Source organism: Tannerella forsythia (genome assembly GCF_001006485.1).
GTDB classification, from domain to species: Bacteria; Bacteroidota; Bacteroidia; order Bacteroidales; family Tannerellaceae; genus Tannerella; species Tannerella forsythia.
On the sequence record NZ_JUET01000044.1, the window covers coordinates 1 to 22,078 of the forward strand.

At 52.7% G+C, this 22,078-nt stretch carries 17 protein-coding genes and 1 pseudogene; 3 read left to right on the forward strand and 15 right to left on the reverse strand.

What is annotated here, in order from left to right; genetic code table 11:
* A pseudogene (locus Tanf_RS14690) lies at positions 1–137 on the forward strand (IS1595 family transposase); the annotation flags it as partial.
* Between the two features lie 42 nt (positions 138–179).
* Here the strand turns inward: Tanf_RS14690 and Tanf_RS01955 are convergent.
* The 7 genes from Tanf_RS01955 to Tanf_RS01985 form a co-directional block, all read right to left on the reverse strand.
* On the reverse strand, positions 180–974 hold the full coding sequence (locus tag Tanf_RS01955; protein ID WP_046824727.1) for a M48 family metallopeptidase: 795 nt from the start codon (positions 972–974) through the stop codon (positions 180–182).
* A gap of 33 nt (positions 975–1,007) precedes the next feature.
* Complete coding sequence (gene gnd / locus Tanf_RS01960) at positions 1,008–2,459, reverse strand: decarboxylating NADP(+)-dependent phosphogluconate dehydrogenase (RefSeq protein WP_046824713.1); 1,452 nt, start codon at positions 2,457–2,459, stop codon at positions 1,008–1,010.
* 131 nt (positions 2,460–2,590) lie between these two features.
* Positions 2,591–3,922, reverse strand: coding sequence for an MATE family efflux transporter (locus Tanf_RS01965; protein WP_046824714.1), 1,332 nt, complete (start codon positions 3,920–3,922; stop codon positions 2,591–2,593).
* Positions 3,923–3,929: 7 nt separating this feature from the next.
* On the reverse strand, positions 3,930–5,108 hold the full coding sequence (locus tag Tanf_RS01970) for a 4-phosphoerythronate dehydrogenase (protein WP_080948527.1): 1,179 nt from the start codon (positions 5,106–5,108) through the stop codon (positions 3,930–3,932).
* 104 nt (positions 5,109–5,212) lie between these two features.
* Positions 5,213–5,662, reverse strand: coding sequence for a NanQ anomerase/TabA/YiaL family protein (locus Tanf_RS01975; protein ID WP_041591039.1), 450 nt, complete (start codon positions 5,660–5,662; stop codon positions 5,213–5,215).
* Between the two features lie 230 nt (positions 5,663–5,892).
* Entirely contained in the window at positions 5,893–7,212 is a 1,320-nt protein-coding gene (locus tag Tanf_RS01980; protein ID WP_046824715.1) for a TldD/PmbA family protein, read from the reverse strand.
* Between the two features lies 1 nt (position 7,213).
* Positions 7,214–8,752 carry a TldD/PmbA family protein gene (locus tag Tanf_RS01985; RefSeq protein ID WP_014223904.1) on the reverse strand — a complete coding sequence of 513 codons (1,539 nt, stop codon included), beginning with the start codon at positions 8,750–8,752 and terminating at the stop codon, positions 7,214–7,216.
* Positions 8,753–8,950: 198 nt separating this feature from the next.
* Between Tanf_RS01985 and Tanf_RS01990 the strand changes: the two genes are divergently transcribed.
* Together Tanf_RS01990 and Tanf_RS01995 are read left to right on the forward strand one after the other, a co-directional pair.
* Complete coding sequence (locus Tanf_RS01990) at positions 8,951–9,508, forward strand: DUF3332 domain-containing protein (RefSeq protein WP_046824729.1); 558 nt, start codon at positions 8,951–8,953, stop codon at positions 9,506–9,508.
* 24 nt (positions 9,509–9,532) lie between these two features.
* Positions 9,533–12,922: a glycoside hydrolase family 2 TIM barrel-domain containing protein gene (locus Tanf_RS01995; protein WP_052448969.1), complete on the forward strand. Its 3,390-nt coding sequence runs from the start codon at positions 9,533–9,535 to the stop codon at positions 12,920–12,922.
* Between the two features lie 115 nt (positions 12,923–13,037).
* Here the strand turns inward: Tanf_RS01995 and miaB are convergent, their stop codons facing one another.
* The 8 genes from miaB to Tanf_RS02035 form a co-directional block, all read right to left on the reverse strand.
* Positions 13,038–14,396 (reverse strand): tRNA (N6-isopentenyl adenosine(37)-C2)-methylthiotransferase MiaB, encoded by a 1,359-nt coding sequence (gene miaB, locus Tanf_RS02000; RefSeq protein ID WP_046824716.1) that lies wholly within the window; start codon positions 14,394–14,396, stop codon positions 13,038–13,040.
* 55 nt (positions 14,397–14,451) lie between these two features.
* Positions 14,452–15,288, reverse strand: a complete 837-nt coding sequence (locus Tanf_RS02005; RefSeq protein WP_046824717.1) for an endonuclease/exonuclease/phosphatase family protein — start codon at positions 15,286–15,288, stop codon at positions 14,452–14,454.
* A gap of 30 nt (positions 15,289–15,318) precedes the next feature.
* The gene (locus Tanf_RS02010) at positions 15,319–16,071 is read right to left on the reverse strand and encodes an acyl-[acyl-carrier-protein] thioesterase (protein ID WP_046824718.1); all 753 of its coding nucleotides are present in this window, start codon (positions 16,069–16,071) and stop codon (positions 15,319–15,321) included.
* Between the two features lie 113 nt (positions 16,072–16,184).
* Positions 16,185–16,733, reverse strand: coding sequence for a hypothetical protein (locus Tanf_RS02015; RefSeq protein WP_014223911.1), 549 nt, complete (start codon positions 16,731–16,733; stop codon positions 16,185–16,187).
* Positions 16,734–17,185: 452 nt separating this feature from the next.
* Positions 17,186–17,878 (reverse strand): 6-phosphogluconolactonase, encoded by a 693-nt coding sequence (gene pgl / locus Tanf_RS02020; RefSeq protein WP_046824719.1) that lies wholly within the window; start codon positions 17,876–17,878, stop codon positions 17,186–17,188.
* On the reverse strand, positions 17,878–19,413 hold the full coding sequence (zwf, locus tag Tanf_RS02025) for a glucose-6-phosphate dehydrogenase (protein WP_080948528.1): 1,536 nt from the start codon (positions 19,411–19,413) through the stop codon (positions 17,878–17,880). Before zwf ends, pgl begins: the two co-directional genes overlap by 1 nt.
* Before the next feature lie 148 nt (positions 19,414–19,561).
* On the reverse strand, positions 19,562–20,890 hold the full coding sequence (locus Tanf_RS02030) for a TolC family protein (protein ID WP_046824732.1): 1,329 nt from the start codon (positions 20,888–20,890) through the stop codon (positions 19,562–19,564).
* A 49-nt stretch (positions 20,891–20,939) separates the two neighbouring features.
* Positions 20,940–22,058 carry an efflux RND transporter periplasmic adaptor subunit gene (locus Tanf_RS02035; protein ID WP_046824720.1) on the reverse strand — a complete coding sequence of 373 codons (1,119 nt, stop codon included), beginning with the start codon at positions 22,056–22,058 and terminating at the stop codon, positions 20,940–20,942.
* Positions 22,059–22,078: the final 20 nt, after the last annotated feature.

Here is a 22,078-nt window from a genome sequence, read left to right on the forward strand (position 1 = left end):
AGCCCGAATTCTTACAAAATTATCTCGATGAATTCTGTTATAAGTTTAATCGAAGATACTGGGGAGAAGCCCTCTTTGGAAGATTGCTCGTAGCTTGCGTAACCTATAAAAATGAGTTTAGGTATAAATACGGATAATCATAAAAATAAAAATAAGTTACCTAAGGGAACGGAGTTAGATTAATTCTTCATTTTATATTTTCCCATCTCAGGCAGATACCTTTTGATGGCGGCGATGCGTGTTGCATCGCTGGGGTGTGTGCTCAGCACTTCGGGAGTCCCCCCGTTTCCGGCTGTCGACATTTTTTGCCAGAACGTAACAGCCACCTCCGGATTATATCCGGCCATGGTCATAAACACCAAACCCATATAGTCGGCCTCGGATTCATGTTTGCGGGAGTAGGGAAGAATGACACCCAGCTGTGCACCCAGTCCGAAAACGGTTGCCCCCAACTGTCGCATGGCCATCGATCTTTCACTGAGTGCGGCATTGACAATAGAAGCCCCAAATTGGGTCATTAACCCTTGACTCATACGTTCATTGCTATGCTTGGCCACGGCGTGCGCCACTTCATGACCGACAACGACCGCCAACTCGTCGTCCGAAGCTGTCAACCGGAGCAATCCTTCGTAGACCACGATTTTGCCTCCGGGCATGCAGAAAGCATTCACCTGATTGTCATTAATCAGATTAAACTCCCATCTGAAATGCTTCAGTTCATTTTCCAGACCGTTTTGCTTCAGATAAGTTTCGGTCGCTTCGGCAATTTTTTTGCCGACACGCACTACGGTAGCTGTCTTGTCTTTATCGGTCGATTTCTTTGCCGTCTTCATATATTGGTCATACTGAGTCAGACTGGCTGTCAGCAACTCCGAATCGGAGACTAGCAGCATCTGCCTTCTACCCGTCAACGGCACGGTACTGCATGAGGCTGCCAATAGCGCCACCATGCAAAGAATAAGCATCTTTTTCATGTTGTTTATATTCATATGTGAAGAATAGAGATTTTACGCCGTATACGTCGATGCGGATGTATCTCCTCCCTTACCGGTCCAGTTCGTATGGAAAAATTCGCCGCGCGGCCGGTCGGTACGTTCGTAGGTATGTGCGCCGAAATAGTCGCGTTGCGCTTGCAGCAGATTGGCCGGCAAACGTTCGGTACGATAGCCGTCGAAGTAGTTGAGTGCGGCGCTCATCGACGGTATGGGGATGCCGTTCATTGCAGCGGCGGCTACGACGCGTCGCCAGCTTGCCTGCGCCGCCAGTACCTTTTCTTTGAAGAACGGGTCGAGCAGCAGGTTGGTGAGGTCGGGATTCCTGTCGAACGCTTCTTTGATTTTTCCGAGGAAAGCCGAGCGGATGATGCATCCGCCGCGCCACATCAGGGCGATGCCGCCATTGTTCAACTCCCATCCGTATGTTTGGGCAGCTTCGCGCATCAAGGCATAGCCTTGAGCATACGATACGATCTTGGAGGCATACAGGGCTTGCCGAAGATCTTCGATAAACGCTTTTTTATCTCCGGAGAAAGAGGGTGCGGGGCAACACAATTCGTGCGAGGCTGCCACACGCTCGTCTTTTTGTGCAGACAAACAACGGGCGAATACGGCCTCGGCAATCAGGGTCAGAGGCACCCCCTCGTCGAGAGCTACGACGGCCGTCCATTTGCCGGTGCCTTTCTGACCGGCGGTGTCGAGTATCCGGTCGATGACGAACTCGCCCTCCTCGTCGCGACAGGCAAGGATGTCGCGGGTAATCTCGATCAGGTAGCTGTCCAGCTCGCCCTCGTTCCATTCCTTAAAAACTTCGTGCATCTCGAGGTTCGACAGGCCAAGTAACTCTTTCATCATCTGATATGTTTCGCCAATAAGCTGCATGTCGCCATACTCGATGCCGTTGTGTACCATCTTGACGAAATGTCCGGCACCGTCTTCGCCTACCCAGTCGCAGCAAGGCATTCCGTCGGCCTGCGCACAGACGGATTGGAAGATCGGTTTGACAAGTTCCCAGGCGGCTTTCGACCCTCCGGGCATCATCGACGGGCCGTTCAGCGCGCCCTCTTCGCCCCCCGAGACTCCGGTGCCGATATATAGCAGTCCTTTGCTTTCGACGTATTTCGTGCGGCGAACGGTATCGGGGAAATGCGTGTTCCCCCCGTCGATAATCACATCGCCCGCTTCGAGGAAGGGGATCAGTTGTTCGATAAAGTCGTCGACCGCCTGCCCCGCTTTGACGAGGAGCATCACCTTGCGCGGACGTTTGAGCGATCGGCAAAGTTCTTCGATCGAATGTGCCGCAATGAAATTCTTGCCCTTGCCGCGTCCGTCAACGAATTTGTCGACCTTCGCCACTGTACGGTTGAAAACGGCTACCGTAAAGCCTTTACTCTCCATATTGAGTACGAGGTTTTCGCCCATCACGGCGAGACCTATCAGTCCGATATCTGCTAATCGATTCATGTCAGTTTAATCATTTGTTATTCTTATTACATTCCAAGTGAAAAGGTCTGATTGTTTTCTGTTCGAGACCGTTTTTCACGATGTCTCTCTTTACGAGGTATCTGCAAAAGTAGTGAAAAACAGTTGGAATATCAAAAGCGGTCGTGGATTATTTTTTCGACGTTCAGCCGGTCGGAAGCAAAATAGAGCAACAGTCCGCGCGCGGAGAGGAAAATCAAAAAAGCGATCCAGAGCGCCGTATTACCGAGCCACGGCGACAAAGCATAAAAACTTGCCAGATAGAGGACGGTGGAGAGGAAAACGGTGTTGCGTAAAATCTTTGTCCGTGTGGCGCCGATCATGATGCCATCGATCATAAACGGTACAGCCCCGATGAGCGGCACGGCAATAACCCACCCGATGTATTGTCCGGCACAGGCAATAATCTCGTCCGAAGGGGAAAAAAAACCTAAGATTTCTTTCCAGCCGACGAGGTATAAGCCGACAAACAATACGGCGATGAGGAATGCCCAGCCCATCAGCCGGCGGATAAACCGGTGTAGGGTCTCAGTGTTGCGTTCGCCCACGAAACGGCCGGAAAGCGCTTCGGCCGAGTAGGCGAATCCGTCGGCCAGATAGGAGAAGAGGGTGAAGAGCTGCATCAGCAAGGTATTCGTCGTCAGTATCACGTCGCCGAAGCGTGCCGAAGCGGCCGTAAAAAACGTGTAGGCAATAACGATGCAGAATGTACGCAGAAAGATATCTTTGTTGATATGCAGGAAACGAACGAGGGGAGCCAGCCTGAGCGAATCACGGAGGTTGAAATAAGCGCTGTACGGACGATACTTCACAAGCCAGAACACCACCGCCATGATCAGCCCCGCATATTGTGCCACGACGGTACCCCAAGCTACCCCCGAAATGCCCATCCCCAGACCGAATACGAATCCGACACTGAACACGATGTTGGCTACGTTCGAGAGGATGGCGATGTACATCGGCGTGCGTGCGTCCTGCATCCCGATGTACCAGCCTTGAATGGCGAAGAGAAGAACCGACGCGGGCACAGCCCAGATACGCGCGAAAATATATTCGGCAGCCAGCGCCTGCACTTTGTCGCTGCCCTGCATGAGCGCCAGCGAATACTTCCCTATCGGCTGTTGGAAGACGAGGATCAGCGCCGCAAGGACTAAGGCTAACCAAACGGCTCGCACGAGCATGTTGGCACATTCGGCGTGGCGTCCCGCGCCGCAGGCTTGCGCCGTGATGCCGCTCGTACCCATGCGCAGAAAGGCGCAGTTCCAGTAGATAAAGTTAAAAATAGTAGTCCCGATCGACAAGGCCGCGATATTCGCGTCGTCGCCCAACCGGCCGGCGATGGCCGTATCGGCCATACCGAGCAGCGGCACGGAAATGTTGGAAATAACGTTCGGAACGGCCAGACGAAGAATATGACGGTCGGTATCGGTGTATTTCAGAGCCATCTTCCTCTCATCGTAGAGTAAACCCCAACCCGGCCAGTCCGTTTCGTGTTTCTTCGGCGACGCGGGTAAGGTGCAGGCTGAAGTGCTTACATTCGCGCCGTATCCAATAGTCTCCGCGCAGTTTCTCGAACATGGCGGGCGACTGTTTCAGCCGTTCGCTGTCCTGCGCGATGGGATAGGTATGCGTCACGGCTTCGTAAAAAACCGCCTCGGCTGTTTTACCGGCGCCGTCGATGGCGAGCGTTGCAGACATGGGAGGAGGCGGAATATCGGCGGGATACCAGTCGCGCAGGGCGTCGAGGCCGAAGAAGCGACAAAATTCATGCACGCAGGCGGCCGTTCCGTTCGCTTTTCCGTCCGACGAATACCCGGCAATGTGAGGAGTGCCGATGAAAGCGTCGCGCAGCAGATCAAGGTCGATGGCCGGTTCGTTTTCCCACGTATCAAGGATGAAGGCAGACAGTTTTCCTCGCGAAGCCCTTTTAAGCGCGCCGGAGTCGGCCACCGCTCCTCGCGACGAGTTGATAAATACCGCGCCGTCTTTCATCCGGCCGAAGAAATCGTCCGAAGCCAGATGGTATGTCGGGTACGCCCCTTCGCGCGTCAGCGGCGTATGACACGTAACGATATCGCTTTCATTCAACAAATGTTCCAACGGAACAAAAGCCGCATCTCCTTCGCGTTCGGCGCGCGGCGGGTCATTCAGGAGGACACGCATGCCGAGCACTTCGGCGGCTGCCGCCACTCTGCGGCCGACGTTTCCCACGCCGATCACTCCGATCGTCGTGTCGGCCAGTCGCAATGCCCGTTCATGCGCCAGCATGACGCATGCCGCCGCAATATATTGCTGTACGGACGAAGCGTTACACCCCGGTGCATTGATCCATCGGATGCCTGCCACATCGCAATAGTCCGTGTCGATATGATCGTACCCGATGGTTGCCGTGGCAATCAGCCGGACACGGCTGCCCTTCAGCAGTGCTTCGTTGCACAAGGTGCGCGTGCGGGTAAACAGGGCGTCGGCATCTTTCACATCGGAAGCCGTGATGGCTGCCCCGGGCAGATAAACGATGTCAGCATAAGGTTCCATCACCCCTTTGAGGAAAGGGATTTTATCGTCGGCAATAATTTTCAGTCGTTCCATTCGGCCGGCAAAGGTAGCATAAAAAACGTGCGTTTCTGCCATCACACAAAACTGTTTGGTTCTTGTGTAGCCGTTGCAAGCATCACACAAAACCACATAAACACTCCTCGTTGAGGAAGATAAGTGCCGACGGACGGATTACTCCCTTACTCGACCGCTACTTTGGCCACGACCTTGCGGATGTTCCCCTGTCCGATGCCCGGCGCGTGCCCGTCTTCGGGAAAATAGACGGCGAACTGTCCGGGATACAGTTTGGTGTAGGTAGTCGGGAAATCGTAATAGAGCGTGAGGTCTTTTTCGGCGTCGTAGGGCTGGGAGATGATCATCAGCTCGTCGCCGGCTTTCCATCCGATGCTTTCCACCCCGATGATGGGGGTCTGGATATCGATGTATTTCTCATGCGTTTCCATTACGGCATCCTGCGGGTCTTTGCCGCGAAGCGTGGAGACGGAGAAAAACAGGCGCGGATCGTCCGTTTCGATTTTACCGTCTTCTATCTGCGAGAAATCCGTCTCTTTAAGATAATCGAAGGCTTTTTTGAACAAAGGGTGTAAAGACTCGACATGTTTCGAGTTCTGTAAAGAATCTACTATCATCATATATCTGTTTTCAGATGGCCGGGCGAGAGCATGCGAGTGCTTTCGTCCGGCGTCGTTTTCCGTTATTAATAACTGCCGGAACGTTTTTTTGTTATACGAATAAATGCAAAATAGCCACAAATGATTTTAAAGCGGCTGTTGAAAAGGTGTTGCCGTTTTACAATGTGTCTGAAAAAACAAACTGCCTCAAGCATGCGCAGCCCGAGGCAGTTTATTTTACCTGAAGGTCAGATTCCGCTGAAGTCCACCCCGTCGAAGAGCAGCGAGGGGATACGCCAGCTTGACGAGAAACGCGGGTCGTTGCCTGTTTCGGCCAGACTTGACCAGAGCGTGAGCATGTTGCCCGTGATGTTCATCTCGTTGACCGGCTGCGTGAGCTGCCCCTTCTCGATCAGAAACCCTTCGATGCCATACGAGAAGTCGCCCGTTGTCGTGTTGCAGTTGCCACCGTTGAAACCGGTAACGAGCACGCCTTTGTCGACCGATGCGACGAGCCCGTTCATATCCTTCGTGCCGAGCGGCATGGTCAGGATCGAGGGAGAGCTGACGGTGGGCTGTGTACCCAGCTTATTGGCATAGTACGTATCGATGTAGTACGTTTGCAGGATTCCCTGATCGAAGACTTTCCGTTGCTGCGTGGCGATACCTTCGCTGTCGAAGTAACGTGCGCCGGAAGATCGCAGCAGGTGCGGCTCATCCGTGAGCGTCATCTTTTCGCCGAGCGTCTTTTGGTTAAGTTTGTCTAACAAGAACGAATTTTTCTGTTGGATGGATGATCCGTAGAGTGCATTGATGACCGGCGAAAGCAGTCGGGCGGAGCTTAAAAAATCCACGACCATCGGCATGCGTGCCGAAGCGATTTTGCGTTGTCCGAGTTTGCGGCGCACGCGTTCGAGCGCCTTCGTACCGATGCCTTCCTTTATCAGGGTGCCGTAGGAGAGCGATGAGTCGAACCAGTACGATTCCGGACGCGCATCGCCTTCGCCTCTGATGCTGACCGTACCGACGAGCGAGAAGAAGGAATTCGACGCTTCGCCCTCGAAGTCGTTGCTGGCTACCATATAGCGGAAGTTATCTCCGTCGTTATACGACGAGCCGGCGGAGATGATGCGTTCATCCTTTCCCATGATTTCGTCGCAGACCTTCATGGCCAGCCCTACCTTGTCGTCCGGATGTACGGATTCGAACGCTGCATCGTAGAGTTGCAGGTCTGCTCCGCCGCCCTTATAATACAGGGCTGGATCGGGCAAGGTGCGCGCTTTGTCTTCGGCCAGATAGCGTGTCGAATCGATGCCGTTACGAATGAATGATTCCAACTCTTTCCGGTCTAAACGGTTGGTTGAGAACGATCCGTAGCGGCCGTCTGTGAAAAGATGGATCGACATGCCGTTCTCCGATGCCTGTTGTAGCCGGTCGATTTTCATGTCACGAATATCGAACGAAGTATTGGAATTGTTGTAAAGCGCAACGCGGGCAGCCTGACAGCCGTTCTTCAATGCGTACTCCATCGCCCATCGCGCCAGTTCTTTCTGAGGGTTCGTAATCATATCAGCTCTCTCCTCCTACCGTTAATTTACTTACTAATGCCGACGGCATCCCGACCGTCACAGGGCACGACTGCCCGTCCTTGCCACACGTCCACGTGCTGTCGTCCGTCTTGAAGTTAGACCCTACCATCGTGATATCGGCCAGCGCTTGGGGGCCGTTGCCGATGATGTTGATGTCTTTAATCGGCTGTGTCAGTTTTCCGTCTTCGATCAGGTAGCCGCTCTTGACGAAGAACGTGAAATCGCCGGCGCCGATCTGTACCTGTCCGTTCGTGAAGTTCGACACGTACACGCCCTTCTTCACGGCTGCAATGATTTCTTTTTCGCTATGGCTGCCCGCCTCCATGTAAGTGGAGCGCATGCGCGGAAGCGGAACGTTACGGAACGATTCACGCCGCCCGTTGCCCGTCGGGGTTACCTGATAATGTTTCGCGCTGATGCGGTCGTGCAGGTAGCTTGTCAGTACGCCGTTGCGCACGATGTATGTCTTTTGTCCTTCCGTCCCCTCATCGTCGATGTTGACGGCCCCGCGGTTAAACGGCAGTGTGCCGTCGTCTACAATATTGATGTTCTCGTTACAAACCTTTTGATTCAGTTTATCGGAGAAGATCGATGTTTTCTTCCGGTTGAAATCGGCTTCGAACGTATGGCCGATAGCCTCGTGCAACAGAATGCCCGAACCTCCGGCTCCCATCACGACCGGCATCTCGCCCCCTTTGGGTTTGATGGCCTGAAACAGGATCGAGGTACGCTCGATGGCTTCTTTCGCAAGTGTCTCGACGATATTGTCCGTCAGAAACTCGGCGCCCATGCGGAACGACCGCGAGGTGTAATTGCTTTCGATCTTGTCGCCTTCCTGCATGATGCACAATGCCGAGAGACTGACCATCGGGCGATAGTCGTAATACATCTGTCCTTCCGAGTTGCAGAACAGGATGTGTGAAGTCGTGTCACCCAGTCCGGCCGATACCTTCGTGACGCGCGAATCGAGCGCGAAGATGCGATCGTTGAGCTTTTGAATGTAAGGCATCTTGTCCTTGACAATCATCTCGTCCCACGACTTCTCCACCGCATAATAATTGTATTTGAGTGAGACGTCCGTCAAACCTGCGGGCGCTTTCGGGGTGGCGCTTTCGGCAATGCGCGCAGCCGTGCGGGCGGCTTTGAGCATCTCGTCAAGGGTGATCTGCTCTACGTAGGCATAACCGGTCTGATCGCCTGACAGTACGCGCACGCCCATCCCGAAGTCAATGTTCGAGGATGCACGGTTGACGACGCCGTCTTGGAGACCGATGTTATTGGAATACGAATGTTCGAAAAACAGATCGGCATAATCGCCTCCTTTCTCCAGAGCTGCCGCAAGGACCTGCCGGAGCTGGCTCTCCGTAACGCCGAAGAGTTGCATGACGAACGACAAGGGACTCGAGCCTTTGGCCGTCGATGCGTTCAGGTCACAACCGGTTACCATGGAAGAGGCGGCCATTGAACTCAGCATCGCCCATCCTCCCGCTTTGATGAACTCACGTCGATTGATTGACATAGGTAGATGTTTTTTACGTTCATGGCTACAAAGGTAACAAGAAAAAGAAAAAATACGGAGCCGCGGAAAGAGAAATCTTCAATGTATGGTCAGGACGTTCCACGGTTGTTCGTGTCGGGAGGCGGAATGCCTTCTCTTCGTTTGGCATTCTGCCACAGTTCGCTTATCTTTGCCCAAACAAAAAAACAGAGAAACATTATGAACAGAAAAAACGTAAGCATGACCGTCGCAGCATGGTTGGCCGGGAGCCTCTTATTCTCTTCGTGTATCGGCTCCTTTAAGCTGACGAACGGACTGTTGAGCTGGAACCGCAGCCTCGACAATAAATTGGTAAACGAACTTGTTTTCGTTGCTTTCTGCATCGTCCCGGTATATGGGGTCTCCATTCTTGCCGATACACTGGTATTGAACACCATCGAATTTTGGAGCGGAGACAACCCGATTGCCTCGATGCCCGAAACACAAACTGTCGAATCCGAAAACGGACGATACACCATTCGCACCCAACCCAATGGCTACCACATCCGGAAAGAAGGTGGAACCGAAGGCATCGATCTTGTGTTCGACAAGGCTGACCGTACATGGAGCGTGGTGAGCGGCGATCAGTCGCACCGGCTCTTCCGCTTTACCGAGAAGTGTGATGAAGTGGTGATGTACCTACCCGACGGCAGAGAAATGAACGTCGAGCTAAGCCGTGCCGGAACCTTGGCATTCCGTCAAGCCGTAGAGAAACTGACTTATTTTGCAGCTAATTAATTTAACATTCCTATTTTATTTTCTATGAAGAACTATTTCTTGACGGGCATGTTCTGCCTTTCTCTTACCGGATCTTTGTGCGCGCAATCGTCCGGTCTGCCGTATTGGCAGGACATACAAACCGTAGCGGTGAACAAAGAAAAACCGCGTACCGAATTTATGAGTTACGACGATGCCCGAACGGCAGGGAGTACGCCTTTTGAACAGAGCAAGTATTATCTGTCGCTTAACGGCACATGGAAATTTCTGTATGTCGACAGCTATAAAAAGCTTCCGGCCGATGCCACGTCAGCCGATGTACATACCGCATCATGGAACGACATCCAAGTGCCTGGCAACTGGGAAATGCAAGGCTTCGGCACGGCTATTTACACGAATCACGGCTACGAATTCAAGCCGCGCAATCCGCAACCTCCCGCATTGCCCGAAAACAATCCGGTGGGCATCTATCGTCGTGACTTCGAAATTCCCGCAGGTTGGGACGGACGCGACGTGTATCTGCATATCAATGGAGCCAAATCGGGGCTGTACGTCTACATCAACGGCCGGGAGGTTGGATACAGCGAGGATTCCAAAAATCCGGCCGAGTTCCTGATCAATCCGTATTTGAAGCAGGGAAAGAATATCGTGACCCTGAAAATATTCCGGTGGAGCACCGGGTCGTACCTCGAATGTCAGGATTTTTGGCGCATCAGTGGTATCGAGCGTGACGTCTACCTTTGGTCACAACCTAAAATCGCCGTGAACGATTTCCGTATCGTTTCAACACTCGACGATTCGTACCTGAATGGCATTTTTCGCCTTGCCGTCGATGTAAAAAATCATTCGTCGAAAGCCGAAAACGTAACGGTCTCATATCGATTGATCGATGAGCACAGGGCTGAAGTTGCGACAGGCAACCGTACGTTATCGGTAGAAGCCGGCACAACGCAGACCTTCTCGTTCGGAAACCTGTTGGAGAAAGTGGCGCGGTGGAGTGCCGAACAGCCCCACCTGTACCGTATCGTTATGACGGTCGAAGCAAACGGCAACGCGTGTGAGGCCGTGCCTTATCGTGTCGGCTTCCGCCGTTTCGAAATGAAGCAAACCGAAGCGCTTGCAGCTAACGGAAAGCCCTACACCGTCATGCTTTTCAATGGTCAGCCGATTAAGTTTAAAGGAGTAAACATCCACGAGCATAATCCCGAGACGGGGCATTACGTGACCGAAGCGTTGATGCGTCGCGATTTTGAACTGATGAAACTTCATAACCTGAATGCCGTGCGCCTGTGTCATTATCCGCAAAGCCGCCGCTTCTACGAATTGTGCGACGAATACGGGCTTTATGTGTATGACGAGGCCAACATCGAGTCGCACGGAATGTATTACGATCTGCGCAAAGGAGGTACGCTCGGCAATAATCCCGAATGGCTTGTCCCGCATATGGATCGGACGATGAATATGTACGAGCGTCACAAGAATTTTCCGAGCATCACACTCTGGTCACTCGGCAACGAGGCCGGTAACGGATACAATTTTTATCAGACATATCTGTACATAAAAAATAAGGAGAAGGACGGAGCAGACCGCCCCGTGAACTATGAGCGTGCGTTGTGGGAATGGAACACGGACATGTATGTGCCGCAATATCCGAGTGCCGACTGGTTAGAGAAAATCGGTCGCGAAGGGAGTGACCGTCCTGTCGTGCCGTCGGAATATTCGCATGCCATGGGAAACTCGAACGGAAATCTTTGGAAGCAGTGGCAGGCAATTTACCGATATCCGAACTTGCAAGGCGGATTCATCTGGGACTGGGTCGATCAGGGCATTCGCGAGACGGATAAAAACGGACGTACCTACTGGGCTTACGGAGGCGATTACGGCGTCAACGCACCGAGCGACGGCAATTTCCTCTGTAACGGCATCGTCAGTCCCGACCGTACCCCGCACCCGGCGATGGCCGAAGTGAAATACGCTCATCAAAACGTAGGCTTCGAACCGGTCGATACTCAAACAGGCGAAGTGCGTATCACCAACCGTTTCTACTTCACCTCTATCGACAACCGCTATAACATCATCTGCCGGCTCATGGCTGACGGAAAAACCTTGCAGGAAAAGGTGCTGCCTGTAACCCTGAAACCGCAGGAATCGACAACCGTCCGTACGTTTGTGCCCAAAGGATCGTCGGAATGTTTCGTCAATCTGTCTGTCGTAACGAAAGAGAAAGACGGCGTAATCCCTGCGGGACATGTGATTGCTCACGATCAGTTCCGTCTTTCGGAACAGACGAATCGCCCGCAATATAAAGCCGGTGGAGCTAAACCGCAGATTGTGAATGAAGGTGAGCGGATCGTCGTTTCGTCGCCAAAGGTGCAATTCGTCTTCGACAAAAAGAACGGCATCGTCACCTCCTACAAGGTCGGCGGCAAGGAATATTTTCATGACGGCTTCGGCCTCCGGCCCAACTTCTGGCGTGCCCCGACCGATAACGACTACGGCAACGGCGCCCCCGAACGCGAACAAATCTGGAAGCAGAGCAGCCGTCATTTTCACGTCACCGACGCAACGGCTCGTATCGAAGGGAATCAGGCGATTGTCGGCACGACGTTCCTGTTGCCTGCCGGAAACCTGTATATCGTAGATTATACCATTTCTCCGAGTGGCGTAATGAACGTATCGGCACGTTTCACATCGACCGAGCTGAGCGCCGCCGAGGCAGAAGCGTCCGAAGCAACCCGCACGGCAACGTTCACTCCCGGCAAAGAGGCAGCCCGCAAAGAGGCTTCCCAATTGAACGTGCCGCGCATCGGCGTACGTTTCCGCCTGCCCGCATCGATGAATACGGTGCGGTATTTCGGGCGTGGACCGGAAGAGAACTACTGGGACCGGAAAGCGGGTACGCCTGTCGGGCTCTACCAATCGACGGCCGATCAGCTGTATTTCCCGTACGTCAGACCGCAAGAAAACGGACATCACTGCGATACGCGCTGGCTCTCCCTCACTGCCGGAAACGGGGGCGGACTGCTCATCGTGGCAGACAGCCTGATTGAGTTCAATGCTTTACGTAATGCGATCGAAGATTTTGACGACGAAGAGAAAACCCATCTCCCACGCCAGTGGAACAACTTTACTCCTGAAATGATCGCCGATCACGATGAGGCGAAAGCTAAGAATCGCCTTCGCCGGCAGCATCATATCAACGACATCACGCCCCGCGATTTCGTTGAGGTATGTATCGATCTCAAGCAGCAAGGTGTAGCCGGCTACGATAGCTGGGGAGACCGTCCGTTGCCGGAACATTCTTTACCGGCCAATCGCAATTACCGGTGGGGATTCACCTTTGTTCCTGTCAGCAGTGCATCGGAAGTGCAGGCAAAAAGCCGGATGACGTACGGAAACAAAAGCGGATCATCACCCGTGAAGAAGCAGGATTAACGAGACAACGCTTTTCAGACATGATCATTTGTCCCGGAGCCGCTGCCCCATACGGCCCCGGGACATTTTTATCTTCTGATGTAGTGTGTCAGATGTTGGGACAGAGAGAGAGTCGTCAGTCGTCGACAGCTTGTCCCAAGAGCGTCGCCGAAGTAGCATCTTCGATACGCACGTTCACATACCGGCCGATGCGGTGATTGCCCTTATCGAAAATCACAACTTTGTTGTGTTCCGTATGTCCGAACAGGCGGTCGCGCGACCGTTTGGAGAACCCTTCCACAAGCACCTCGAATGTTTTCCCGATGTCGCGGCGGTTGCTTGCTTCCGAGAGCTGATTCTGCAATTCGATCATTCCCTGCAATCGTCTGACCTTCACCTCCTCCGGCACATCGTCGGGGAGATGTTTGGCGGCATATGTGCCCGGTCGCTCGGAATATTTGAACATAAAAGCTGCGTCATAGCCCACTTCGCGCATCAGCGACAAGGTTTCTTCGTAATCTTCCTCCGTTTCGGAATGATAGCCGCAAAAGAGATCGGTCGAGATCGCACACTCCGGCAGGATGCGGCGTATGGCGGCGATGCGGTCGAGGTACCACTCGCGTGTGTATTTACGATTCATCACGGCCAGCATACGCGAACTGCCCGACTGTGCCGGCAGATGAATAAATTTGCAGATGTTTTTGTGTGCGGCCATGACGTGGAGCATCTCGTCGCTCATATCTTTCGGGTGCGAGGTCATAAAACGGATGCGCATCTCGGGCACAGCCTCCGCCACCCGGTCGAGAAGCTGAGGGAAACCGATGATTTTACCGTCGGGTGTCTCGTAACGGTACGAGTTAACATTTTGCCCGAGCAGCGTCACATCTTTGTAACCTTTCTGCCGCATGTCGCGTATCTCGTTCAGAATGCTGTCGATGTCGCGGCTTCTCTCCCGTCCGCGCGTGTAAGGCACGATACAGTAGGAGCAGAAGTTATTGCAGCCGCGCATGATGGAGACGAAGCCGGTCACGTGCACACCCGCCATCTTGAGCGGGATCACGTCGCGATATGTTTCCTGCGTCGACAGTTCGACATGGATCGCCTTCTCACCCTGCTCTACGGCTCCGACGAGGTTCGGCAAATCCATGTACGAGTCGGGGCCGGCCACCAGATCGGCGCCGTGCCGATTCACCAGTTCCTCTTTGACGCGCTCGGCCATACAACCGAGTACCCCGATAATCAGATGTTTCTTTTGCTTGCGCAACGACTGAAAGTATTGCAATCGCCCGACGACACGCTGTTCGGCATTGTCGCGCACCGAACAGGTATTGACGAAGATTGCGTCTGCCTCACGGATATCGTTCGTCAATTCGTATCCGTCGGTCTGCATGACCGAAGCCACGACCTCGCTATCCGCCACATTCATCTGGCATCCGTATGTTTCAATATATAATAATCGGCGCTCGCCCGTATGTCTTTTTGTTTCTATCTCCATTCTTTCCTTTCCAAAAACAAGGGCGCAAATTTACACGATAATCTTCAAAAACACTTTATTTCCATACAAGTTTAGCGACTACAGGAGCATGATCCGAAAGATAGATACCGTCTTTTTTTTCGGGTAGCGTTTCATAGGTCTGTACGGTGAAGTCGTCCGTCAAAAAAACGTAATCGATCAGCGGGCGTTCTGTTTCGGCAATCTTCCCGAAGTTATGAAACGTACCCCGAAGGCCGGTCACGTTTTGTGCGATGGAACGGCTGTCGCGCAAAGTCCGAGTCACATGGGTAAACACATCCGTGTCGGGCGTGGCGTTGAAGTCGCCCGTAAGGATCACCGGCAGACCGCGCCTCAAGGTCTCGGTGCGGCGGAGCAGCAGCGCAACGCCTTCGCTACGAGCTACTTTCCCGACATGGTCGAGATGCGTATTGATAAAAAAGAGCTCGCGCCCCGTCTTTTTCTCCTTCAATATCGCCCACGTAGCCATACGCTCGCAGGCGCCGTCCCAACCTTTCGAACCGGCCACTTCAGGCGTTTCGCTCAGCCAGAACCACCCAGAGTCGATGGCTTCGAACCGGTCGGCACGGTACATAATCGCGCTGTATTCCCCTTTTTCCTTTCCGTCTTCGCGTCCGGCACCGATCGCCCGGTATTCCGGCAGCCGTTCCTTCAAATCATTCAACTGATGCGCGAGGACTTCCTGCATACCGAGTAGATCGACACCACGCGCACGAACCACCTCAGCCGCCACTTCCTTGCGATGAGGCCAGGCGTTTTCGCCGTCTCCCGCATGATCGTAACGGATATTGAACGTCATCACACACAACTCGGCCGGCTTCTCCGAAAAAGAGAGCAGCAACGGCAACAATAATAATCCGAATATTTTTCTCATGATGTTTTGATTTTTATGTAACTTAATAAATTAACGAAATTCCACTTCAGCACGGCAGATCGCTTTGCCCTCGTGACAGATGGCGGTGGCATAACGTGCGTCTCCGAGGCTTCTTCGATACAGGTCGAGCCTCATGCCATAGCGCCCCTCGGCCAAAAAAGCGATTTCAAACCGTGCGATCGACCGCGTACGATACGTTTCGATATCGAACAGGTCGAGCATCGCCTCCATATATTTGATACTGTTGAGATGTCCGTTGATATCGAGATCACTGTATTTTACGGTATAGTTCATGGCCTCGGCATCGGGCGACCGTTCGGCTGCCGCCGGCTTGCCTGATAACGAGACGGGACACGGCCGCGACGTCAGATAGTCCGACAATCCTGTTTCGACAAGTGATACGGGGCGGCGCGTCGTTTTATCGATCGCTGCCCATACCGAGCGCGCATAACCGAGCGTCTCACCAGCCGATGTCGTAATTTCGAAACATCGATACGTAAAAATTCGCTCCACACGTTCGACCCATGTCATGATCCGTATCGGTTCGGACAGACGCATCCCATCAGAGATTTCGATGGCTAACCGCGAAAGTACCCATGCCGTATTCCGAGCCTCCATATCTTCGTAACCGTAACCGCGCTCAGCGGCATGGCATGTAGCCGCATGTAACAGATAGTCGCCCAAGGTCGGAATGGTCAGCCGACCCCTAAAATCGAGCGAATACACCTCTGTTTGGTACGCATACGTCCCGACTTTCCCGATGGGCTGCTCCGTCTTCTTCATGTCCTCACCTTGTTTGAATCTGTTTTCCGGCAAAGATAGTTTTTTTAGACGTACGGGAGGCGTTCGAAGTCTGATTTATGCGCCATCACATAAAAATCGGGGAAGGACACCGGTCATGGCTTCACTTCCTCCAACTCTTCCAATTCTTTCAGATTTTGCAGCATGATCTTAAAACTGCGGGAGAAAATCCGCTTGTATTCAAACACAGCGCCGACACCGCCTCCAGCGAAAAGGGCGAACAGCATCCCCCAGAACCACAAAGGAAATGTTGCTTCCAATGTAAGTAAATAGATAACCACCGTAATAAACAGCAAAAAACCGATCACATAGCTCACTATTGCCATACGTCGGTAGAATCGATAGGCACGTTCTACCTTTCTGATTTTCGCACAAACAGATTCCGAGAAATCGGCTCTATGGATTTTCAGAATTAGCATCATGGTTGTCACAATAGCACACAAAAGATAGATTAACACCATCATATTAAGCACTTCTACAAAACTGCGTGCCCGACCTTGTCCCCATAGAAGAATAGGAATACCGATCATCATGATCACCAGTCCTACGACAGAATAACCGATCATTTTGTTGGATGCTTTGTCCGATTGGTCGAGCAATATTTTCCGTATAATTGCCGACTGTAATCCTTCCTGTTGTTGCATACGCTGATCAAGCCCCCTCCATGCGCATTTTAACCCAAATCACACGATATACTGTTGGGCGTTTTCCATTAATAATGGACGTATGAATGTACGACAATGATTACGTCAGGCTTACAGCCCTCTGCCGAGATACGATGCTTTTTTTCCCCCAACGCTTCGCATTGGGCTGAATGATCTCCCCCCCCCTATTTATTAATGGTTAATTGTCATGCCGGGTACATGATTCGGCGTGTAACACGCATAACCATTACCCGAAAGGGCTGAAAGCCCGAATTATTTCAGCCCCATCCCGTAAGGGTGGGGGATCGACATCCGGACCTTGTTCGAAGGGCTGAAGGCCTGAATTAAATTCATCCTTATTTGTTCTATTGCCAAATCTGGGTTTAATTTTCCCAGTTCCATTGTGTTGTAATTTATTGATTAGACATATTGATTAGTTTTTCTTTGGTGTGTTACAGCTTTCCGGCTGCGGCTTCGTCGAGACAGTAAACGAGGTTTCCGGCCGGTGCGACGCGCGTAGCCGGCAACGCGAGGTTCTTCTTGCGTATCACCTCGTCGAGAATCTCCTGCTTGCCCGCTCCGGTGCAGAGGAAGACCACTTCTTTGGCGCGATTAATCACACCGCCGGTAAGGGTAATGCGCCGCTGTCCGTTCTGCGGATGAGTAGCCAAAGCCACGATATCTTCCGTATCGAAAAGCGACAAGTTATCGGGGAAGATAGAGGCCGTATGACCGTCTTCGCCGATGCCGAGGATGATCAAGTCGAATTGCGGAAAACCGTCGACAAAGGGAACTTGTTCGCGTATGCTTTGGTCGTATGCGGCCAGGGAACGATGCTCGTCACGTTCGTACCGGACGGGAAAAACCGATGTTTCGGGCACGATGCCCGAAGCGATCAGGATACGATGGAAGACGCCGAAGTTACTCTCGTTGTCGGTTTGCGGCACCATTCGCTCGTCGACCCAGAAGAAACGTATCTTCGACCAGTCGGTTTGCGTGTACTTCTCTGCGATGGTATGAAAAAGCAGTTTCGGGGTAGAGCCGCCGGACAGTGCGACGTTGGCTCCTTTTTCGGCCATACGTGACAGCAATCCGGCCAGATGCAGACAAGCCTCTTCTGCCGAATGATATCTGTTCAGTGTCATCAGAGTTCGCAATAAGAGTTATCGGATGTCAGATTTTTGCAGGGGTAGCGCCATTCGTAGCCGTCGGCAGCGAGCAACGCATCGGCCTGTTCGGGGCCCCACGAGCCGGCAGGATAGCCATACACCGGGATGGCCGGATTTTCATGCCAAGCCTCGAGGATGGGCTGCACAAACTGCCACGTAGCTTCTACCGCATCGCCACGCTGATAGAGGGTTGCATCGCCTGTCATACAGTCGGACAGCAGCCGTTCGTAAGCGTCGGGGATGTGCCGTTCGTTGAGTGACGAGTAACGGAAATCCATGCCGACCTGATCGACGTGGAAACCGGCTCCGGGCACTTTCATCCCGAACTTGAGCAGAATACCTTCGTCGGGCTGGATACGTATGACGAGCTGATTCCCGATGTTCTCGATGCCGTTCTTACGGGCGAAAATCCGGTGCGGATTGGGACGGAAATGCACGACAACTTCCGTGACGCGCGTAGGCAGGCATTTGCCGGTACGGATGTAGAATGGCACCCCACTCCATCGCCAGTTGTCGATGAAACATTTCATCGCCACGAACGTTTCCGTCTTCGAAGCCGGATCGACCCCTTTCTCGTCGCGGTAAGCCTTTTGTGCGACGCCCCGAATCGTCGACGAGGTGTACTGTCCGCGCACCACGTATTCGGACACCTGCTCCGCTGTCATCCGCCGCAGGGAGAGGAAGACTTTCAGCATCTCGTTACGGATGGCATTGGCGTCGGACGACACAGGCGGCTCCATCGCGGCGATGGCCAGCAACTGGAGCAAATGATTCTGAAGCATATCGCGCAGAGCGCCGGCCGTTTCGTAATAACCCGCACGCGACCCGACCCCCAGCGCCTCGGACGAGGTGATTTCAACGTATTCAATGTAGTTCCGGTTCCACAGCGGCTCGAAGATGCTGTTCGAGAAACGTGTTACCAGCATATTTTGAACCGTCTCCTTACCCAGATAATGATCGATACGGTAAATCTGCTCCTCGTCGAAATACCGGAGCAGTTCGCGGTTAAGCTGCACCGCGCTCGCGTAATCGTGTCCGAAAGGTTTTTCGATGACAAGGCGCTTCCATCCTCCCGTCTGGCAGGCCAACCCCGCGTGATGCAGCGACTCTGCCACGGAGGCATACATAAACGGTGGTATGGCAAAGTAATAAAGATAATTGGCATTGCATACAACCGTTTGCGAGAGCGACTCAAGGCGTGTTTTCAACCCCTCGTAATCGGCCGGATTGTTCGTGTCCATCGCATGATAGTGCAAGCTCGCGGCAAAACGTTCCACCGATTCGTCGTCGACGAACGAAGCCGGAGCAAACTGTTTCACTCCGCCGGCCATTTTGTCACGAAACTCGCCGTCGGTCAGCGATGCGCGTCCCACCCCGAGTATCCCGAACTGTTCGGGCATCAGTCCCTGATAATACATATCGTAGAGCGCGGGGATCAGCTTGCGCCATGTCAAATCTCCGGATGCTCCGAAGATTACCAATATAAAGTTTTTCTGTTCTTTTATTTCCATGTTCCTGTTTTCTTGTCCTGTTATTTTTGACAAAGGTAGCATAAATCCGTCATTATCTCTCTCGTTGCGGCAGAGAATTATGACGAACGATATCCCAAGAACGTATGACCGAATGCTGAAGAACAGTCAGGCAGTGCAGGGCAGCCGGTCAGTTGACGCCTTCGTAATACTCCATAATCTTTTTACGCAGCAGATATTCGTACTTGGCCTGCGTTCGGTTCGACATGGCTTTCGTCATGCCTGTTCTGGATTGATTATACTCATAGACCGTGGCGCGTCCGTTGGCAAACTTCTCATTCATATAACCGAACGATTTGCGCGCCGAGACGTAAGCCGCCTCCGAAGCCTTGTATTTCTCTCCGGCGGCGACTGCATTGTAGTAAGCCTGCTGAATATCTTTATACAAGGCCTTCTTCGTATTCTCCAACTGTAATTCCTGTCTGCGTTTGTCGAGCTTGGCGCTGCGCACTCCGTTACGCGTAGCCCAACGGTTGAAGATGGGCACACTCAGGTTGAAGCCCAAATACTGATTCCGGTTCTTCTTCAATTGTTCGGAGAACGAAAGATTATCCATACCATCGGCAAAATAGTAGTTATTGCTATATCCGGCCCTGAACGAGAGGGTCGGATAATAAGTGCTCCGAGCCATCCCGATATTCTTCTCGCTGCTTTTCAGGCGCAATTCTTCAACACGTACCGACGCCCGTGTCGTCAATGCCGTATGGTAGATATCCTCCGGCTTGCGCGCCAGAAGAAATTCCACCTCTCCCGCCGGCTCTTCAACGGCAAATCCTTCGGGGTCGGGCAGTTCGAGCAGTTGGGTCAACCCCAGCAGAGCGATTTGCAAATCGGATTCTGCCTGTACGACCGATAACTCATCATTGGCCACTTGCGCTTCGACTTCATAAATCTGCGCTTCCGAGGCACGTCCTGCCGCGTGCATGCTCCTGATGCGCTCAAGCTGTTCACGGCTGAGCGCAAGCTGCTCGTTCGATACGCCTAACAGCTCTTTCTGGTAGAGCACCTGCAAATAAGCCGAAGTGACGGTAATCTCCATATTCTCCTTCACTTTCTCCAACTCCGCGGCTATCGCCTGCAAATTCAGCCGGGCCACCGCCTCCTCATTCGTAATCCGAAAGCCCGTGAAAACCGGAACGCTGGCAGAGAGAGACCAGTTGGTTGAACGGGAGTTTTGGTCTTTATAGGTATTATCATAGCCCGAAGGAGAGCGTCCGAAGTTCCATCCCTGCGAAGCGCTCGCCGAGAGGTCCGGCAGACGCTTGCTCCTGACCGTGCTCAGCGTCACCTCCTGCTGCTGCACATTCATTTGCTGCATCCGCACCTCAAGGTTATGCTCTTTGGCATAGTCAATACATTCCTGCAACGACCATTTCTTCACATTCGCATGCTCCTGCGCCGGGAGCATACCGGCAAACAATAAGAGTGACAGTCCTATCATCTTCGTTCGTTTCATCATTTCGTATCTTCCGTTTTGTCCGTTCCACATACCTGATATTTCCCTGCGATCAGTTTTCTTTATTGACAGCCGCACCGCGTATCTTGTCCGAAGATGTCAGCCCCTCTTTTACCTCAATCTTGATGCCGTCGCTCAGTCCGGTTTTGATCAAATGCCTTTCAAAAACCTGCGTCGGTTTCTCCTGCTTCACCAGCTGCACAAAGGCCGAGTCGCCACGAAACTCGACCGTGCTTTCCGGAATCGTGAGGACGTTCTCGGCACGTTTCAGCACAATCTCCGCATTTGCGCTGTAGCCGGCACGCACAAAGGCAGTGTCGGGCAAAGACACGGCTGCCTTGATCTCAAACTGAATCGCCCCGTTCTTCTCCTCGCCCTTAGGCGAAACATATTCCAATACGGCCTGAAACGTCTGACTTTCCAGCGCACCGATCGTCAGTTTAATCGGCATGCCTTCGTTGATCTTCCCGATCTCCGTCTCATCTACATTGCCTCTGAAGATCATATCGTTCATATCGGCGACAGAGGCTATCGTCGTACCTTCGTTGAAGTTATTGCTTTGGATCACTGAATTGCCGACCTTCACCGGCACATGGAGAATCATTCCCGTGATGGTACTGCGAATCTGCGTCGTACTGCTTACTTTCGAGTTCTTCGCGATCCCGTCGCGCACAATTTCGAGCGCGTTCTGCGCATTGGCATATTCTTCCTTCGCTTTCATGTAGTTGGCCTTCGATACGTCATACTCTTCAGCCGTCATAATCCCCTGCTTGAACAGCTGCTCGTCACGTTTAAACGTGCTCTCGATCTGCTTCAGGCTGATATCGGCCACATTGACACGCGACTCGGCGCTGTTCAACTGCACCATCTCCGGTATCACCTTGACACGGGCAATGATCTCGCCGGCCGTCACTTTTTGCCCGGCTTCCTTCATCAGCTCGGAGATGATACCCGATATCTGCGGCTTAATCAATACCTCGTAACGAGGTTCTACATGGCCCGTTGCGACGGTCTTGGTCTCCACTGTTCCCGTCGCGGGCGTGACAATCTCATATACCGTCACTACCGGTTGCGCCTTCTTCCACAGGAAAATAAACGTGCTCAATACCAGCAGCCCCACAAACGAAAGCAGGACGATCCTCATAATCTTCTTTACCAATCTGTTTTTCATCTTTCTGTCTTTATACTTTA

Excerpts from the sequence above, each read along its gene's own strand:
- Tanf_RS01955 (WP_046824727.1), bottom strand. The coding sequence starts at position 974 with ATGAAAAAGATGCTTATTCTTTGCATGGTGGCGCTATTGGCAGCCTCA.
- gnd (WP_046824713.1), bottom strand. The coding sequence starts at position 2,459 with ATGAATCGATTAGCAGATATCGGACTGATAGGTCTCGCCGTGATGGGC.
- Tanf_RS01965 (WP_046824714.1), bottom strand. The coding sequence starts at position 3,922 with ATGGCTCTGAAATACACCGATACCGACCGTCATATTCTTCGTCTGGCC.
- Tanf_RS01970 (WP_080948527.1), bottom strand. The coding sequence starts at position 5,108 with ATGGCAGAAACGCACGTTTTTTATGCTACCTTTGCCGGCCGAATGGAA.
- Tanf_RS01975 (WP_041591039.1), bottom strand. The coding sequence starts at position 5,662 with ATGATAGTAGATTCTTTACAGAACTCGAAACATGTCGAGTCTTTACAC.
- Tanf_RS01980 (WP_046824715.1), bottom strand. The coding sequence starts at position 7,212 with ATGATTACGAACCCTCAGAAAGAACTGGCGCGATGGGCGATGGAGTAC.
- Tanf_RS01985 (WP_014223904.1), bottom strand. The coding sequence starts at position 8,752 with ATGTCAATCAATCGACGTGAGTTCATCAAAGCGGGAGGATGGGCGATG.
- Tanf_RS01990 (WP_046824729.1), top strand. The coding sequence starts at position 8,951 with ATGAACAGAAAAAACGTAAGCATGACCGTCGCAGCATGGTTGGCCGGG.
- Tanf_RS01995 (WP_052448969.1), top strand. The coding sequence starts at position 9,533 with ATGAAGAACTATTTCTTGACGGGCATGTTCTGCCTTTCTCTTACCGGA.
- miaB (WP_046824716.1), bottom strand. The coding sequence starts at position 14,396 with ATGGAGATAGAAACAAAAAGACATACGGGCGAGCGCCGATTATTATAT.
- Tanf_RS02005 (WP_046824717.1), bottom strand. The coding sequence starts at position 15,288 with ATGAGAAAAATATTCGGATTATTATTGTTGCCGTTGCTGCTCTCTTTT.
- Tanf_RS02010 (WP_046824718.1), bottom strand. The coding sequence starts at position 16,071 with ATGAAGAAGACGGAGCAGCCCATCGGGAAAGTCGGGACGTATGCGTAC.
- Tanf_RS02015 (WP_014223911.1), bottom strand. The coding sequence starts at position 16,733 with ATGCAACAACAGGAAGGATTACAGTCGGCAATTATACGGAAAATATTG.
- pgl (WP_046824719.1), bottom strand. The coding sequence starts at position 17,878 with ATGACACTGAACAGATATCATTCGGCAGAAGAGGCTTGTCTGCATCTG.
- zwf (WP_080948528.1), bottom strand. The coding sequence starts at position 19,413 with ATGGAAATAAAAGAACAGAAAAACTTTATATTGGTAATCTTCGGAGCA.
- Tanf_RS02030 (WP_046824732.1), bottom strand. The coding sequence starts at position 20,890 with ATGATGAAACGAACGAAGATGATAGGACTGTCACTCTTATTGTTTGCC.
- Tanf_RS02035 (WP_046824720.1), bottom strand. The coding sequence starts at position 22,058 with ATGAAAAACAGATTGGTAAAGAAGATTATGAGGATCGTCCTGCTTTCG.